Origin of the sequence: Lacinutrix algicola, assembly GCF_001418085.1 — a bacterium.
Classification (GTDB): domain Bacteria; phylum Bacteroidota; class Bacteroidia; order Flavobacteriales; family Flavobacteriaceae; genus Lacinutrix; species Lacinutrix algicola.
Window position 1 is genome coordinate 39,789 of sequence record NZ_LIQH01000044.1, and the last position, 14,186, is coordinate 53,974.

Sequence of the window (14,186 nt, forward strand, 5' to 3'; positions counted from 1 at the left end):
TTGCGTTTTGGGTAAATCCGAATTTTTACTCATAATATTGAGTAATTTAAACCTTTGCATTTCTATTTTAAACAACTTTAGAGTGATCTAATTATTTTTTTTGAGCAGAGTGAGAAATGACTGCTAACGGTTACGTATAAGGATTGTGCGTTTTTGCTTGCGAGGATTTTCCGAAGGAAAATCAGAAGTTAGTAAAAATGCATAATCCGTTGATTCAGGACTAAATTAAGCATTATTTTTATACAATGTTGCCGTACGTTACAGGAATTATTTTATCTACTTAAGAGTTGCGCAAAGCTTAGTAAATCCGTTTAACAAAGATTGCGTGTGAGTGAGGTCAGTCGTACGCAAAGATTGCGCAATTAATGGATCGGAAACCGTTATTTACTTTAATCGACTTTTGAGTGAATTACCGTTTTTTGAGCCGAGTAAGCAATGGACGGCAACGTGTTTGTATATGGAAAGTTGCGTTTTTGGTGACGAGGATTTTCCGAAGGAAAATCAGAAGTTAGTAAAAGCGCAACCAACTTTATTTAAGTACTAATCTAGCAATTTTTTATATACGGTGTTGGCACCAGTTTTTATTTCCTTAATATATATTGTTCATTTTCAGATAAAGACAAAGTCAGTTCCAAATATTCTTTTTGATGTTCGAAATTCATTTTGTATTCCGAGTTTTTTAAATAATGTTCAGACATATTATCTCCAATAAATTCTATTTTCAAAATTCCTTTTTCACTATTCCATTTATAACTTTCATTTTCTCCTGAAGGTAAAGTTAAAGTTGCAAAATTAGAGTCATTAAATACTATTCTTGGACAAACATTGCAATTTATTCCTAAACCGTTCACAACTTGCACATAAATTCCCCAATCTCCAATAAGTCTATTTTCCAATTTTTCAGTTTCGGAATTAAACTCATTTTCAGTTTTCTTTTCGTTCGCATCAAACTGTTTAGTTTTTTCAGTTTTACACGAACTTAATGTGATTATAGTTAAAAAGATTAATGTCAGTTTCATCGTTTTTTTAATTGGTGCCAACGTGATTGTATAAGATTAGTTGCGTTGTTTGCTTGCGAGGATTTTCCGCAGGAAAATCAGATGTAACAAACACGCAACGGCCTTTAAGTTTAGCCTAAAATAGCAATTAATTTTATACGTTGTTGCCATTTCGTTGTTTTTTCAGAGTTCAAATTATCATACTAAATTCTGTTTTCCACTTTTCAGCGTTTGAGTAAATTCAGTCAGCGTTTTATTCCGTAATATTTTTCAATATAGATTGAGTGAGCAATTCCGCAACTTGCTAAATTCCGCACACAGTTCAGTTTCAAATTAAATATTCGAATATTAAACTCGGAAAAGCAACAATGCTCATAATTATTAATAATAATGATATTGAAATTAATATAGTTTTTAATTTTTTTTAATAGGTGGTTTACTTTTGTAACTAAAGTATAGACTAAGCGAACCAAACCCTACAGCAATTAATTTAAACCAAATTGTCTCATATTTTCCGCTTCTTGGAGCTAGAATGAATATTCCGCCTTTGAATTGTTCCCAAAAGTCAATATGATTCAAGTAACTTATTGAGAAAAAATATAGCCATCCAAGTATTAAAAGAACAATTGAATAAATTAAATATTTTTCTTTCTCTATTTTCATTCTTTTTAATTCCTGATTTCCATTTAGAGTGCGTTGCGCAATGAATGGCAACGGTTACGTATAAGGATTGTGCGCTTTTGCTTGCTGGGATTTTCCGCAGGAAAATCAGAAGCTAGCAAAAGAAACACTTCCATTGTTTCAGGACTAAATTAAGCATTATTTTTATACAATGTTGCCGTACGTTACAGGAATTATTTTATCTGCTTAAGAGTTGCGCAAAGCTTAGTCAATCCGTTTAACAAAGATTGCGTGGGAGTGAGGTCAGTCGTACGCAAAGATTGCGCAATTAATGGATCGGAAACTGTAATTTATTTTAATCGACTTTTGAGTGAATTACCGTTTTTTGAGCCGAGTGAGCAATGGACGGCAACGGTTACGTATAAGGATTGTGCGTTTTTGCTTGCGAGGATTTTCCGAAGGAAAATCAGAAGTTAGTAAAAATGCATAATCCGTTGATTCAGGACTAAATTAAGCATTATTTTTATACAATGTTGCCGTACGTTACAGGAATTATTTTATCTACTTAAGAGTTGCGCAAAGCTTAGTAAATCCGTTTAACAAAGATTGCGTGTGAGTGAGGTCAGTCGTACGCAAAGATTGCGCAATTAATGGATCGGAAACCGTTATTTACTTTAATCGACTTTTGAGTGAATTACCGTTTTTTGAGCCGAGTAAGCAATGGACGGCAACGTTTAGTATAAGAAACGTAGGGCAGTTGAAAAGTACTTACGTTTCGGTTTATTACTTAGCTAAATATAAATATTTTACTTTTATTTTTTATTCTATAAACGCCAAATTTTATATTTAGCGGACTTCATTAAAACTCACAGACCTTTCGGTTTAGCACAAACGCCCTATGTTTTTTATACATTGTTAGGTGTCTGGCTTTTCTTTCCACAAACTTGCTAGCGTTGGCGTGAAAGCTCTTTTAAATTTGTGAGGCACGAGCAAACTTTAAATGTGCTTGAACTTGCGTTGGCTTTATGCTGTCTTATATAAATACTGCTGAAATTCAATAAATAAATTCCTAATTTTTAATGGGTCTCCGCCTAGTTCTGCAATTCCGTCTGCTTGTGATTGAAACATACTTGAAAGCAAAGTAGGAAGCTTGGTTTGGTCTAATTCACTTCCACATCCTGTATCTTTATGTAGTATGTCGTCTATATTTTTAAAACTTTGTTAAAACATTTATTTAGTTTCTATTTTATTCTTAATTAATCAAATTCATTACTTCTAGGGCTTTGTGCCAATAGTAAAAACCTGATTTGTCTGGTTGTTTTTTGAGTCGGTTCAAGAAATTCCAATCTTGATTTTCAATATTCCATTCCTTTATGTCTTGTTCTTGAAAATGTTCGATAGGTGATAAATCTTTATGCAATATTTTAGCACACAAATAAGCAATTCGTGCAGCAGCAGGAACAGCATCGTCAATTCTGAAATTCCCGTTCATCAGAAAACCTGTACCAAAAGCTCTTATTCCTTTTTGGAGTTCAGTGAATTTTTGTTTTTCATCTGCTGAGCCTTTTCCTTTTTTAGCGAGAATTGCACAAGTGTCTATGGTGTCTTGCAACACTTTTTCTGGAGTTAAATCTGATGTTTCAGTCTTGCGGTATTCAATTTCTTGTATGGCAAAGGCCTCAAAACTTTGAGCAACAATTTCCATATTTTCTATTCTTTCGAAGAGTTTACTTAAATCAAATAATTGTTTGCAAATCTCCATTGAGAATGGCTGTTGGTCTTTTCCTTTAAAATATGGAATACCAACAGTATTTGGAGCAAAAGCCGTAAGCTTATCTCCTGTAATAGCATCAATAGTGGGTACTACAATCTTTGTTTCGTTTTCCGTTTCAATCCATTTGGTTTGAACCGGTTTTTCAGTTAATTCAGGGTAAAGAGAATCTTCAATTAATACATCTAAGAGTATGGTTCCAGAATATTTCCCTTTCGTAGCAGAATCAAAAGCAAAAGAATAATGAGCTTTTGGAACTCCTTCCTTATAACTACGGTGTTCATCTAGTTCAAATAATTTAAAGTTTGATGAATCAATAACCTTCTTCAATATTGTTTCAAGGGTTTCCCTGTCGGTATTACAGATGATATCTATATCAATAGAGAATCTATTTCCTTCTTCCAATAAAAGCACAAGACTAGTACCGCCTTTGAAAACAAAATCAAGACCATTGGTTTTGATACGTTCTAATAAATGCAAAGCATAAATCATTTTTTCTAGAATAGCTTTGTCTATTCGTTTATGCTCCTTCTTTTTTTGAAGGAGTCTAGCCACTCATCTGTAAAGCAATGTTCTTTTATCATTCGATTATGTCTTTTACTAGATGATACATATTGTTGGTCATAAATTGCTTAATATCTTGTTCTCGGTCTCTGCGTTTGGCATAACTGAATAATTTGGTATAATTAAGCGTATAGTTCTTTAAAGCATTTTCATATACGTGCATCAGTTCAGCACCTTGGTAGAAATAGAATAGTTTGTTTTCTGTAAAAAGGTCTACTAATATTTTTTCAAGTAGGGGAGTGTAGAATTTAACTTTCTTTTCTACTCTTTTTGAAATTGGTGATCTGGTGATGAGTTTTTTTATTATAACAGGCTTTTGACTCTCTGAGATATAAAAGTCAATTGCTTTTTCATCTGGATTTAGATAGAAGTCAAATTTAAAGTTGTCTTTCAATTCGTAGTAGAGTGATTCAACAAAGTCTTTTTCAATTTCAATGATGATTAATTTTTTACCTGATTGATGTTGCGCAAATTCATTTATCCAATCAGTGTCCCATATACAATGTTTTACATCTTCAAAACGTTCAGAAATTACTTTAGCGAGTTTTAAAATCTCTCCAGAAATTTCAGGTTTGTATTTTGGTTTGTACGAAATGGTGTAATATCCTCTTTGAATTGATTTAATGATATTCTTATTCTTAAGGTCATATATTCTCCATCCAAAGGTGCCTTCTTTCAGATTTGGCTCGAAATACCTAAAAAAGTCAAATAGCTCTTCTCTCGAGAAAGCATCTCTGTCTTTAAACTCCTCTATAAGTCTATTTTCAATGATTTTCGGCATTACAAATCTAATTTATGCCAAATATAGTAATAATTGGCGAATATTAGAAATCAAAAATACGCCAATAAATAGAATAACTGGCAAATATTTGAAAATTATACTGTGGAGCGCTGGGAAAGTGAAAGCTCTTTTGATTTTGTGAGCTACGAGCAAAATTAAATGTGCTTGAACGTGCGGTGGCTTTTTCTTTTTTTTCAGCTGTCTTGTCCTGAAATATGGCTACAGGTTAAAATTGAATTAAGCTGATAATTTATATACCATATTAGGTGTTTTATAATCTAAAGATAAATGTAATCTTACTTCATTGTATAAATTAATCGCATTTTTTGCAGCTCTCTTAGCGTGACTCACGTTATCAAAGGTCTGGTCTAAATAAAATTCATCTTTTAAAATTCCATTTACACGTTCTGCCATTGCATTTTCGTAACAATGATTTTCTTCGGTCATACTAATATCTATCTTTTTTCTTTTGAGTATTTGTGTGTATACATTGCTACAATACTGTATTCCTCTGTCCGAATGATGAATAAGTTGTTTAATGCTTTTAGCTTGATAAATGGCCTTATTTAGCGCTCTCACACATCCTTTAAGTTCCAAGCTATCACTAATATCATAACCAACTATTTTCCTGGAATGCATATCTGTTATTAAAGCCAGGTAGCAAAAACCCTTTATGGTTCTAATGTATGTGATATCAGATACCCAAACTTGGTTAGCTCTAGTAACTTCTAAGTCTTTTATGATGTTATTATATTTATAAAAACGATGATAAGAGTTCGTAGTTCTAGCACTGGTTTTCCTTCTAAGTGTCAGCATTTGATTTTTTCTAAGCACATTAAATAAAGTATCTCTACCAACTTTAATATTGGCTTTATTAAAATCTGCATTTAATGATTTTACAAGTTTTCTCACGCCTTCTCTAGGAAGGGATTTGCGTCTTTTTCTAACGATATTAATAATCTGTAGTTCTAGGTTTAAACGCTTATCAGCTCTGTTTTTATGCTTGTAATAAGCATTACGTTTAAGTCCAAAACAATGGGTTATAGTTGTCAAAGTAGCAAATCCCTTAGATATCTTTTTGGCTTTACTTAAGGCTTTATACTTAGCTTTTTTTTTAGTTCATTAACTGATTTATAGCCAAGATCTTCAGCAGCTACTTCCAGATAACAATCCTGGACCATAGCATCGAGATCCTTTTTAAGTAGTAGTTTTTTAAGTTGTTCAACCTCTTTTTGAAGTGCTTTAATTCTAGATATTTCGTCTTTTGTTTCCACTTTTACTCTGGTGTTCATTAAGTCTTTACGATTATACTTTTTAATCCACACATTTACTGTTGTAGGTGCAATAGAGTAGAGTTTACAAAGTTCACTCTTTGTGTGTTTTCCGATTGTAAGTTCGGCTAAGATTTTTAATTTAAAAGGTTCACTGTAACGTCTAATTACTTTGTCATTTCTATACATAATGTTTAAAATTATGTAGCCTTATTTCAGGACGGGTCAAGCTTGCACCTAACGTGATTGTGTATGGTTAGTTGCGTGGTTAAGCACGTAATTTAGCAAATAAATCACATATAGAATATTCCGCAGGAATGTTCGTAAGTCGGCAGTGACCAAGCAATTAATTATACACGGTGTTGTAAAACGTTTTTTATTCAATTCCAATTACTATCGGAATTCGTGATTTAACTTCTTTTTCATTTACACAAGCAGGATACCATTCTGTGAATTCAATCAATAATTCTTTAACTTGATTTTGCGTTTCATTATCTAAATGCCCAAATTCTCCTGTTAGCCTAAAAGGCTCTCTTTCAATTTTTCCATTTTTATTGATTACGACAAATGCTCTTAATCTTTTAGGTTTATATCCTTTCAGTTCTTTTATTTTTTTGGTCAGAACTTTGTAGTTAGATTTCAATGAGGGCATTTTATCAGGTCGCAAGTAAACTCCGTTTTCGTTGGTTATTCCATAAAATATTTTGTTTTGCTCCAAAGCCCATAAGTATTCAGTCGAAGTTTTGTCAGCTTCTTTAAAAGACTTAAATTTTCCTTTAAAAGTATCAGTTTTTGTCAAAGAGTCGTTATAAAAGTGTTGAATTTCTAATACGTAATTTCCACGTAATCCGTTTATTTTTTTAAATGGGTTTTGGTTTAAGGTCAATTCTACATTTTTTACTTTATAAGTTCTTGTGTTATCTAAATCTATTACATCAGTCCAATAATTGTATTTTGTCTCGATTATTTCCAAACTCTTGTTAATCTTGAATGAAATGTCATTTCCAGTAAAACCAGAACTATAACTGTTTTTTATTTCTAATGCCGAGTTTGATTTGAATTCAATTTTTAGACTTTCATAGTCATTTTTAGGATTTCCAATATCATCGAATCGATTGAATTCATCCTTGATTTCATATTTCACAGCATTTTGGTCAATCGTAACTTTTTCTTGTCCGAAAGCAAAATTTGTGATTAAAATCAGTATGATAAATTGTATTCTCAATGTATGTCTTAAATGTTTTACAACGTTTAGTATAAGGAACGTAGGGCAGGTGATAAGCACTACATTTCGAGTTTAACACTTAGCCAAATATAATATTTTGTATTTATCTTTTTTATTGAAAATGTCAAATTTTATATTTGGCGGACTTTGTAAATAGACACAAGACTTTGGAGTTAGCTCAAATGCCCTATGTTTTTTATACATTGTTGTATGCAGTTATTTTTTCCATTTATAATTTTCCAATTCAATTGCTTCATCAAAATATTCTTTAAATTTATCCGACATTTTCTTTTCAGTAAATTTTACAATCGTGTAAGAACTGTCCCAAGCAATTATTTCAATTATTGAATTCTCAACTTGTAAATTTCCGTTTTTCCATATTTCTTCATTTCCCTCTGCGTAAGGAAATTCAATTCGGTCAGTTTTTAATTCCGCATTTTTGTCAATTCCAGAAAAAGCTCCCCAAACAATTTGAGTATCAGTTTCACAAATTTTTTTCATTTCTTGAGATGAAATGATAAACCAATATTTTTCGTGATTAATTGGCAGTTTTTCCATTTCAGATGTATTTATTTCTAAATCCGAAATTAACCATTTCAAATTCTGAATATCATTTTCAATTGGTTTGAGTAGGATATTCAAATTCGTATGATACTGTAATTTGCTTTTATTTCTTAATATCCAATTCAATTTTCAAGAGTTCGTTTTAATTGCATACAACGTTTATGTATAAGAATAGTTGCGGGTTTGTATGCGAGGATTTTCCGAAGGAAAATCAGACGTTACAAACACGCAACGCCCTTTGATTTAGCACTAAACCGCAATTATTTTTATACGGTGTTGTAAGCAGTTTTCTATCAGTTTATATTTTATTCAGAAATTGGTTTTTCCAAAATCAGCTCACTATTTTGAAAAGAATTGTCCGAATAAATGACTTTAAATTTGTCTCCAATATTTATTAATTCCTTTTTTATTGTCAATTTTTGAGTGTCATTATAAGTTTTGTTATTTACTTTATAATCATAATGAATGAAATAACCTCGACTTGTCCGATGTTCTATTTCCGTAATAATTCCGATTGTGTTTTTTGAGTTTTTTAATTCATTTTTATCCGAAATACTTTTATAAAATCCGAAAGAAATAGCCATTAGTACAATCAGAATCAAAGTCAGAAACTGCCACTTATTATTTTTTATTTTCGATGTCAATTTTTCTCTTTATATTTTAGTTCGTAACGTTTCTCAAATTGCTTACAACGTGTTTGTGTAATGAAAGTTGCGATTTTTGTGAACGAGGAATTTCCAACGGAAATTCAGAAGTTTGCAAAAATGCAACAACTTTTAGTTAAGCACTAATTTAGCAATTTTTTTTACACGGTGTTGGCAACTGCTTTTTTCAACACAATTTCATATTTCAATTCTTCTTTTCCTGTATTACAATTTAGTTCAAAAATTCCACCTTTTTTATTTTTCATTTCCCATAAAACAGATGGAATATTTTCTTTAATAACTTCAATATTCAGATTTTTAGAATTCACAAAAATTAAATTTGTTTCAGCAGTTTTAATTGAATTCCATTTTTGAAGAAAAAAACCATTTTCAGTTTTAAAAAACCAATTCCCATAAATTTCATTTTCCACATTCTCAATTTTTGGCTCAGTCTTTATTTTAATATATTCAGGTCCAAATCGGATTTCGTCTATTAGTTTTTGATAAATTATAATTTCGCCATTACTTGAAAGTACATTCCAATTGTTCTTCGCTATTTCTCTCAAATTGATTTCATTATTTGACGTTTCCTTTTCATCTTTTCCAAATAATTTTTGATAAAATGAAGCTAATATTAAAAACAAAAAAAAGAAAATTCCATATATAATTATAAAGGGAGCTTTTATTATTCCAAATAATTTTGACAATTCAGATTGATTGTCAATCTCAATTGGATTTTTTGTTCTTCCTTTAAATTTTATTTCAGAATTCAATTTGGAGTTCAGTTTTTGGTTGTTGCCAACGTGTTTGTATAAGAATAGTTGCGGGTTTGTATGCGAGGATTTTCCGAAGGAAAATCAGACGTTAAAAACCCGCAACGACCTTTGATTAAGCACTAAACCGCAATTATTTTTATACGGTGTTGTATGCAGGCTTTTCATTCAGTAATTCAATTATTTTCGGTTGTATTATCCATATTCCAATTGGAAACATCCAAAATCCTAACATATACCAACCATATCCTTCTTTTTTATCTCTCAACGTTGTTATACATCTTGAAAGAAAATAGATTGTGTGAATCATTGAATACATTAAAATCAAATGCAAAGGAATAATTACCCAAGCTTTCCAGCCATATTCCGCAATATTTTCATTATTTATTTCATATCCGCCTCCAGAAGCAAAAACAATTATCAAATAAATAATAACAAAAGCTATTTGAATTTTAAATCGTTTTAGGTTTAATATGGATTTGTCATTCAGCTTATTGTATAATTTTTCTCCAACTCCTAAAGTCCAATAAGTGAATAACAATGACCAAATTATCATTAATATTATTCCGATTATTGATTCAGAGAAAATCGAGAGAACGATTATAGATAAAAATATTATCCAAGGTTTTATTGTCAGTATTTTATTCAATTGGTTTTTCATTTTTCAGCTGTCTTGTCCTGAAATATGGCTACAGGTTAAAATTGAATTAAGCTGATAATTTATATACCATATTAGGTGTTTTATAATCTAAAGATAAATGTAATCTTACTTCATTGTATAAATTAATCGCATTTTTTGCAGCTCTCTTAGCGTGACTCACGTTATCAAAGGTCTGGTCTAAATAAAATTCATCTTTTAAAATTCCATTTACACGTTCTGCCATTGCATTTTCGTAACAATGATTTTCTTCGGTCATACTAATATCTATCTTTTTTCTTTTGAGTATTTGTGTGTATACATTGCTACAATACTGTATTCCTCTGTCCGAATGATGAATAAGTTGTTTAATGCTTTTAGCTTGATAAATGGCCTTATTTAGCGCTCTCACACATCCTTTAAGTTCCAAGCTATCACTAATATCATAACCAACTATTTTCCTGGAATGCATATCTGTTATTAAAGCCAGGTAGCAAAAACCCTTTATGGTTCTAATGTATGTGATATCAGATACCCAAACTTGGTTAGCTCTAGTAACTTCTAAGTCTTTTATGATGTTATTATATTTATAAAAACGATGATAAGAGTTCGTAGTTCTAGCACTGGTTTTCCTTCTAAGTGTCAGCATTTGATTTTTTCTAAGCACATTAAATAAAGTATCTCTACCAACTTTAATATTGGCTTTATTAAAATCTGCATTTAATGATTTTACAAGTTTTCTCACGCCTTCTCTAGGAAGGGATTTGCGTCTTTTTCTAACGATATTAATAATCTGTAGTTCTAGGTTTAAACGCTTATCAGCTCTGTTTTTATGCTTGTAATAAGCATTACGTTTAAGTCCAAAACAATGGGTTATAGTTGTCAAAGTAGCAAATCCCTTAGATATCTTTTTGGCTTTACTTAAGGCTTTATACTTAGCTTTTTTTTTAGTTCATTAACTGATTTATAGCCAAGATCTTCAGCAGCTACTTCCAGATAACAATCCTGGACCATAGCATCGAGATCCTTTTTAAGTAGTAGTTTTTTAAGTTGTTCAACCTCTTTTTGAAGTGCTTTAATTCTAGATATTTCGTCTTTTGTTTCCACTTTTACTCTGGTGTTCATTAAGTCTTTACGATTATACTTTTTAATCCACACATTTACTGTTGTAGGTGCAATAGAGTAGAGTTTACAAAGTTCACTCTTTGTGTGTTTTCCGATTGTAAGTTCGGCTAAGATTTTTAATTTAAAAGGTTCACTGTAACGTCTAATTACTTTGTCATTTCTATACATAATGTTTAAAATTATGTAGCCTTATTTCAGGACGGGTCAAGCTTGCATACAACGTTGTTGTATATGGTTTGTTGCGTGTTTCAAGCAACTAATTTAGTAAATAATTACCGACCAAGAAAGTCCGCGAGGACTTTCGAAAGTAGGCAAGAAGCCAGCAATAAATTATATACGGTGTTAGTGGCAGTTTTTATTCAGACGTTGATATTATAATCTTTTCTGCAATAAATTTTAACATTGGTATTTGATTTTTTACAACATCCATACTTGTTTTAGAATATGGTATAAAACGATCATTTCTTTCGTGTCTATCAGAAGAATGTACAAGAGCATTTCTTACTGCCTTAATATGTTTTGATATAGGTCCAAAAATGTGTCCAGATTGTAAGTTTGTTCCATTTATATCAGTCCCAAACACTGTTTTTTTCTTAGTATATAAATTTATTCCAATAAATGTTTCATATTCCTTGATGAACTCTATTAGTTCATCTTCATTAATATATTTTATTAAAACACTTTTTAACATTTCGGTTTCGTCATTCTCAGTCTTATGAGAATTCATATCTTTTATTAATTTGTCCAAATCTTTTGATGTAGTTCTAAATTTAGGGTCATTAATTCTTCGGGAAAGTTTTTGATATAAATTTTGGTCAGAAACTGATAAAAAGAAATATTCAAGAATGTGATAAAATGATAAAAACTTATGTGATTCAAATTCTGTACTTGAAGCTAATTGATAAAATTTTAATAAATGAGGATTAATCTTAACTCTTGGTATATTAAAACTATTACTTTTCTGTATCTCAAATACATTTTCTTTTTGTTCTCTAAATCTGCGTCTTTTAGGAAAAAACTCAATTACTTTAATTGTAGTTTGTTTAAGTGAAGAAAATGAAAATATGCAAGAGTCAATTATATGATTAGTAAATTTTAAATTATCTACAGCAGAGCTTTGATTAGAGTTGTAAATTTTGATTGTAAAAAGCCTTTTAGTAAGTTGAATGAAATCATTGTCTCCTCTCATTCTGAATCTTTCGAGGAAATAATTCAAAAAGTTTTCATTTTCAAGTTTACTCCAAGCATAATTATCAGAGCAATTGTCAATGGTAGCAAATAATTCAGATTCATTTTTTGTTCCGAAAACGTATTCTTCATCTCTCCAAAATACAGGTCGTGAGTTAATTGGATTGATAACATCTATCAATTCTTCTCTATAATTTTTTGATATTAGGGTTGTTTCAAAATGAAGGTTTTCAAATTCATTCTTATTTTCCAAATATTTTTTTAACGAAACTAAGTTTTCTTCCGTAAAATTAACTACTAAAAATGATCTTCGTTTAAATTTAATCGAACTTTCAGTTTCTTCTTCGACTTCAAGTTTCTGTTCTAAAAATATCGTTTTTAAATAGTCCTTTTCTGTATTATAATTCATTACGTAAAGTTGATTTTAAATTGCCACTAACGTTGTTGTGTATGATTAGTTGCGTTGTTTAAACAGTGAATTTACTAAATAAAGCACGAACGGCGAAATTCCGAAGGAATTTCCCAAGTGAGCTAAAACCAGCAATTAATTATACACGGTGTTCTACGCAGTTTTTATTTCCGATAATATTTTTCCTTCAGCATTCAGTTCATATTTATAACCTTCCCAATCTATCAATTCAATTCTGTTTTCGACAATTTTAAATTCCGTTTTTCCGTCTGGATTTACAAAAATATCTCTCGCACTAAAATTCCATTTAGTTTCTCCATTTTTATCAATTCGGCTTATTTGAATTTCTCCGTGTACAATAAAGTCATCGTCAAATTCATAAATTCCGAAACAAGTTGCAACGTCATATTGATTTTTCCAATTAGCTGATAAATCCGTTAAATTCAGAGAATATATTTGGTCAGAACAGCAAATATAAAGTCGGTCATTTTTAATTAAAAACGAATTTTTAGAAATTCCAGTTGCTCCTCCAGATTCCAATAATAATGCGCTACACTTTTCAATTCCGTTTTCTGTTATTCGAATTCCGTGTTTTGATGAAGCTTGATATTCCAATTTTTGTCCTAAATCGGCTGGATATTGTATTTTAAATTTCTGACCATATTCCGCTGAATCCAAATCAGATTCATTTGTTATTTCAATTACGGAATTTTTATATTTTACTATCATTTTCTTGGTTTGGTCAAATTGCGTAGAACGTGTTCGTGTATGGCACGTTGTTTTGGTTTAGTACTAAATTAGCAAAAGAAAACGAACCAGAGGGAAATCCGTAGGATTTTCCGAGTACACACAAAGTAAACAATGGGTTATACACGTTGTTGTACCACGTTTTATTTAAAATTTTTATAATTCCGACTCCAATAATCTAACATAAAGTCCCATTTTCCATCCCAATATCCTTCATCACGTTTTATAAACTTCACTTGTTCAACTTTATCACCATTAACATTATTTATGTAAATTCCGTTTTCTTGTTCGTTTCCGCAACCTATTCCACGTATGTTTCCGATTCGTATAGCTTTATAATCAACAATTTTGAATAAGTCACTATCCCAATTATTATCAGCACAACCACTTTTATGGTATGAGAAATAATAATCAGTATCTCTTATTTTGAGCGATAAAGGGAATTTAATAAAGTCTTCTACTTTCACAAAAGTATTGTTATCTGAATTAAAAAGTAATAGTTCTTCTGTTCCAGGAGTATTTGTCAAGTATTCCAATATTAAATCAGAGTTACCATCTTTGTTATAATCACGAAATTCAAATTCTGACGGATTTTCGTCATGAGTATAAGTTATATTGTTATTTAAATTTTTAACTTCAAAAGTTCCAGGTCTACTAATACAAGCTTCAAATTCTATTTGATTTATCATTTGTTTTTTACAATCAAAATAAAATTGTTCTTCTTCTATAGTTTTGTCTTGAGCAGGATTAATCGCATCCAATTCTTTACCTTGATATTTACAGGAATTGAATAAGATGATGAAAATTATAAATGCTATTTCGGGTGTTCTTCTCAAATGTCTTGTCCTGAAATATGGCTACAGGTTAA

16 protein-coding genes are annotated in these 14,186 nt (G+C 30.6%); all 16 read right to left on the bottom strand.

Translation table 11 applies throughout. The features are described 5' to 3' along the window. Window positions 1-581: 581 nt before the first annotated feature. Window positions 582-1,019, bottom strand: coding sequence for a hypothetical protein (locus ASC41_RS16005; protein WP_055437665.1), 438 nt, complete (start codon window positions 1,017-1,019; stop codon window positions 582-584). A 393-nt stretch (window positions 1,020-1,412) separates the two neighbouring features. After that, a complete protein-coding gene (locus tag ASC41_RS16010; RefSeq protein WP_055437666.1) occupies window positions 1,413-1,661 on the bottom strand; it encodes a hypothetical protein in 249 nt (82 codons plus the stop codon). A gap of 1,210 nt (window positions 1,662-2,871) precedes the next feature. After that, on the bottom strand, window positions 2,872-3,945 hold the full coding sequence (locus ASC41_RS16015; RefSeq protein ID WP_241489689.1) for a nucleotidyl transferase AbiEii/AbiGii toxin family protein: 1,074 nt from the start codon (window positions 3,943-3,945) through the stop codon (window positions 2,872-2,874). A gap of 25 nt (window positions 3,946-3,970) precedes the next feature. Beyond that, complete coding sequence (locus ASC41_RS16020; protein WP_055437667.1) at window positions 3,971-4,735, bottom strand: DUF6577 family protein; 765 nt, start codon at window positions 4,733-4,735, stop codon at window positions 3,971-3,973. A 237-nt stretch (window positions 4,736-4,972) separates the two neighbouring features. Further along, window positions 4,973-5,788: an IS3 family transposase gene (locus ASC41_RS16025; RefSeq protein ID WP_160318803.1), complete on the bottom strand. Its 816-nt coding sequence runs from the start codon at window positions 5,786-5,788 to the stop codon at window positions 4,973-4,975. 35 nt (window positions 5,789-5,823) lie between these two features. Beyond that, entirely contained in the window at window positions 5,824-6,195 is a 372-nt protein-coding gene (locus ASC41_RS16030; RefSeq protein ID WP_055434618.1) for a transposase, read from the bottom strand. Between the two features lie 187 nt (window positions 6,196-6,382). Next, on the bottom strand, window positions 6,383-7,231 hold the full coding sequence (locus ASC41_RS16035) for an HAD family hydrolase (RefSeq protein WP_055437668.1): 849 nt from the start codon (window positions 7,229-7,231) through the stop codon (window positions 6,383-6,385). 216 nt (window positions 7,232-7,447) lie between these two features. Next, window positions 7,448-7,921 carry a hypothetical protein gene (locus tag ASC41_RS16040; protein WP_055437669.1) on the bottom strand — a complete coding sequence of 158 codons (474 nt, stop codon included), beginning with the start codon at window positions 7,919-7,921 and terminating at the stop codon, window positions 7,448-7,450. 179 nt (window positions 7,922-8,100) lie between these two features. Beyond that, the gene (locus tag ASC41_RS16045; RefSeq protein WP_055437670.1) at window positions 8,101-8,439 is read right to left on the bottom strand and encodes a hypothetical protein; all 339 of its coding nucleotides are present in this window, start codon (window positions 8,437-8,439) and stop codon (window positions 8,101-8,103) included. A gap of 161 nt (window positions 8,440-8,600) precedes the next feature. After that, window positions 8,601-9,212, bottom strand: coding sequence for a hypothetical protein (locus ASC41_RS16050; RefSeq protein WP_055437671.1), 612 nt, complete (start codon window positions 9,210-9,212; stop codon window positions 8,601-8,603). Window positions 9,213-9,351: 139 nt separating this feature from the next. Further along, window positions 9,352-9,873, bottom strand: a complete 522-nt coding sequence (locus ASC41_RS16055; protein ID WP_152971504.1) for a hypothetical protein — start codon at window positions 9,871-9,873, stop codon at window positions 9,352-9,354. A gap of 46 nt (window positions 9,874-9,919) precedes the next feature. After that, window positions 9,920-10,735 carry an IS3 family transposase gene (locus ASC41_RS16060; protein WP_160318803.1) on the bottom strand — a complete coding sequence of 272 codons (816 nt, stop codon included), beginning with the start codon at window positions 10,733-10,735 and terminating at the stop codon, window positions 9,920-9,922. 35 nt (window positions 10,736-10,770) lie between these two features. After that, window positions 10,771-11,142 carry a transposase gene (locus ASC41_RS16065; RefSeq protein ID WP_055434618.1) on the bottom strand — a complete coding sequence of 124 codons (372 nt, stop codon included), beginning with the start codon at window positions 11,140-11,142 and terminating at the stop codon, window positions 10,771-10,773. A gap of 187 nt (window positions 11,143-11,329) precedes the next feature. Further along, on the bottom strand, window positions 11,330-12,571 hold the full coding sequence (locus ASC41_RS16070; protein ID WP_055437673.1) for a hypothetical protein: 1,242 nt from the start codon (window positions 12,569-12,571) through the stop codon (window positions 11,330-11,332). Window positions 12,572-12,724: 153 nt separating this feature from the next. Continuing rightward, entirely contained in the window at window positions 12,725-13,300 is a 576-nt protein-coding gene (locus tag ASC41_RS16075) for a hypothetical protein (RefSeq protein ID WP_055437674.1), read from the bottom strand. Between the two features lie 161 nt (window positions 13,301-13,461). Beyond that, window positions 13,462-14,154 carry a hypothetical protein gene (locus tag ASC41_RS16080; RefSeq protein WP_055437675.1) on the bottom strand — a complete coding sequence of 231 codons (693 nt, stop codon included), beginning with the start codon at window positions 14,152-14,154 and terminating at the stop codon, window positions 13,462-13,464. Window positions 14,155-14,186 lie beyond the last annotated feature (32 nt).

Bases quoted from the DNA above. Each gene is read 5' to 3' on its own strand.
- ASC41_RS16030 (WP_055434618.1), bottom strand. From the start codon at position 6,195: ATGTATAGAAATGACAAAGTAATTAGACGTTACAGTGAACCTTTTAAA.
- ASC41_RS16020 (WP_055437667.1), bottom strand. From the start codon at position 4,735: ATGCCGAAAATCATTGAAAATAGACTTATAGAGGAGTTTAAAGACAGA.
- ASC41_RS16075 (WP_055437674.1), bottom strand. From the start codon at position 13,300: ATGATAGTAAAATATAAAAATTCCGTAATTGAAATAACAAATGAATCT.
- ASC41_RS16065 (WP_055434618.1), bottom strand. From the start codon at position 11,142: ATGTATAGAAATGACAAAGTAATTAGACGTTACAGTGAACCTTTTAAA.
- ASC41_RS16010 (WP_055437666.1), bottom strand. From the start codon at position 1,661: ATGAAAATAGAGAAAGAAAAATATTTAATTTATTCAATTGTTCTTTTA.
- ASC41_RS16070 (WP_055437673.1), bottom strand. From the start codon at position 12,571: ATGAATTATAATACAGAAAAGGACTATTTAAAAACGATATTTTTAGAA.
- ASC41_RS16055 (WP_152971504.1), bottom strand. From the start codon at position 9,873: ATGAAAAACCAATTGAATAAAATACTGACAATAAAACCTTGGATAATA.
- ASC41_RS16005 (WP_055437665.1), bottom strand. From the start codon at position 1,019: ATGAAACTGACATTAATCTTTTTAACTATAATCACATTAAGTTCGTGT.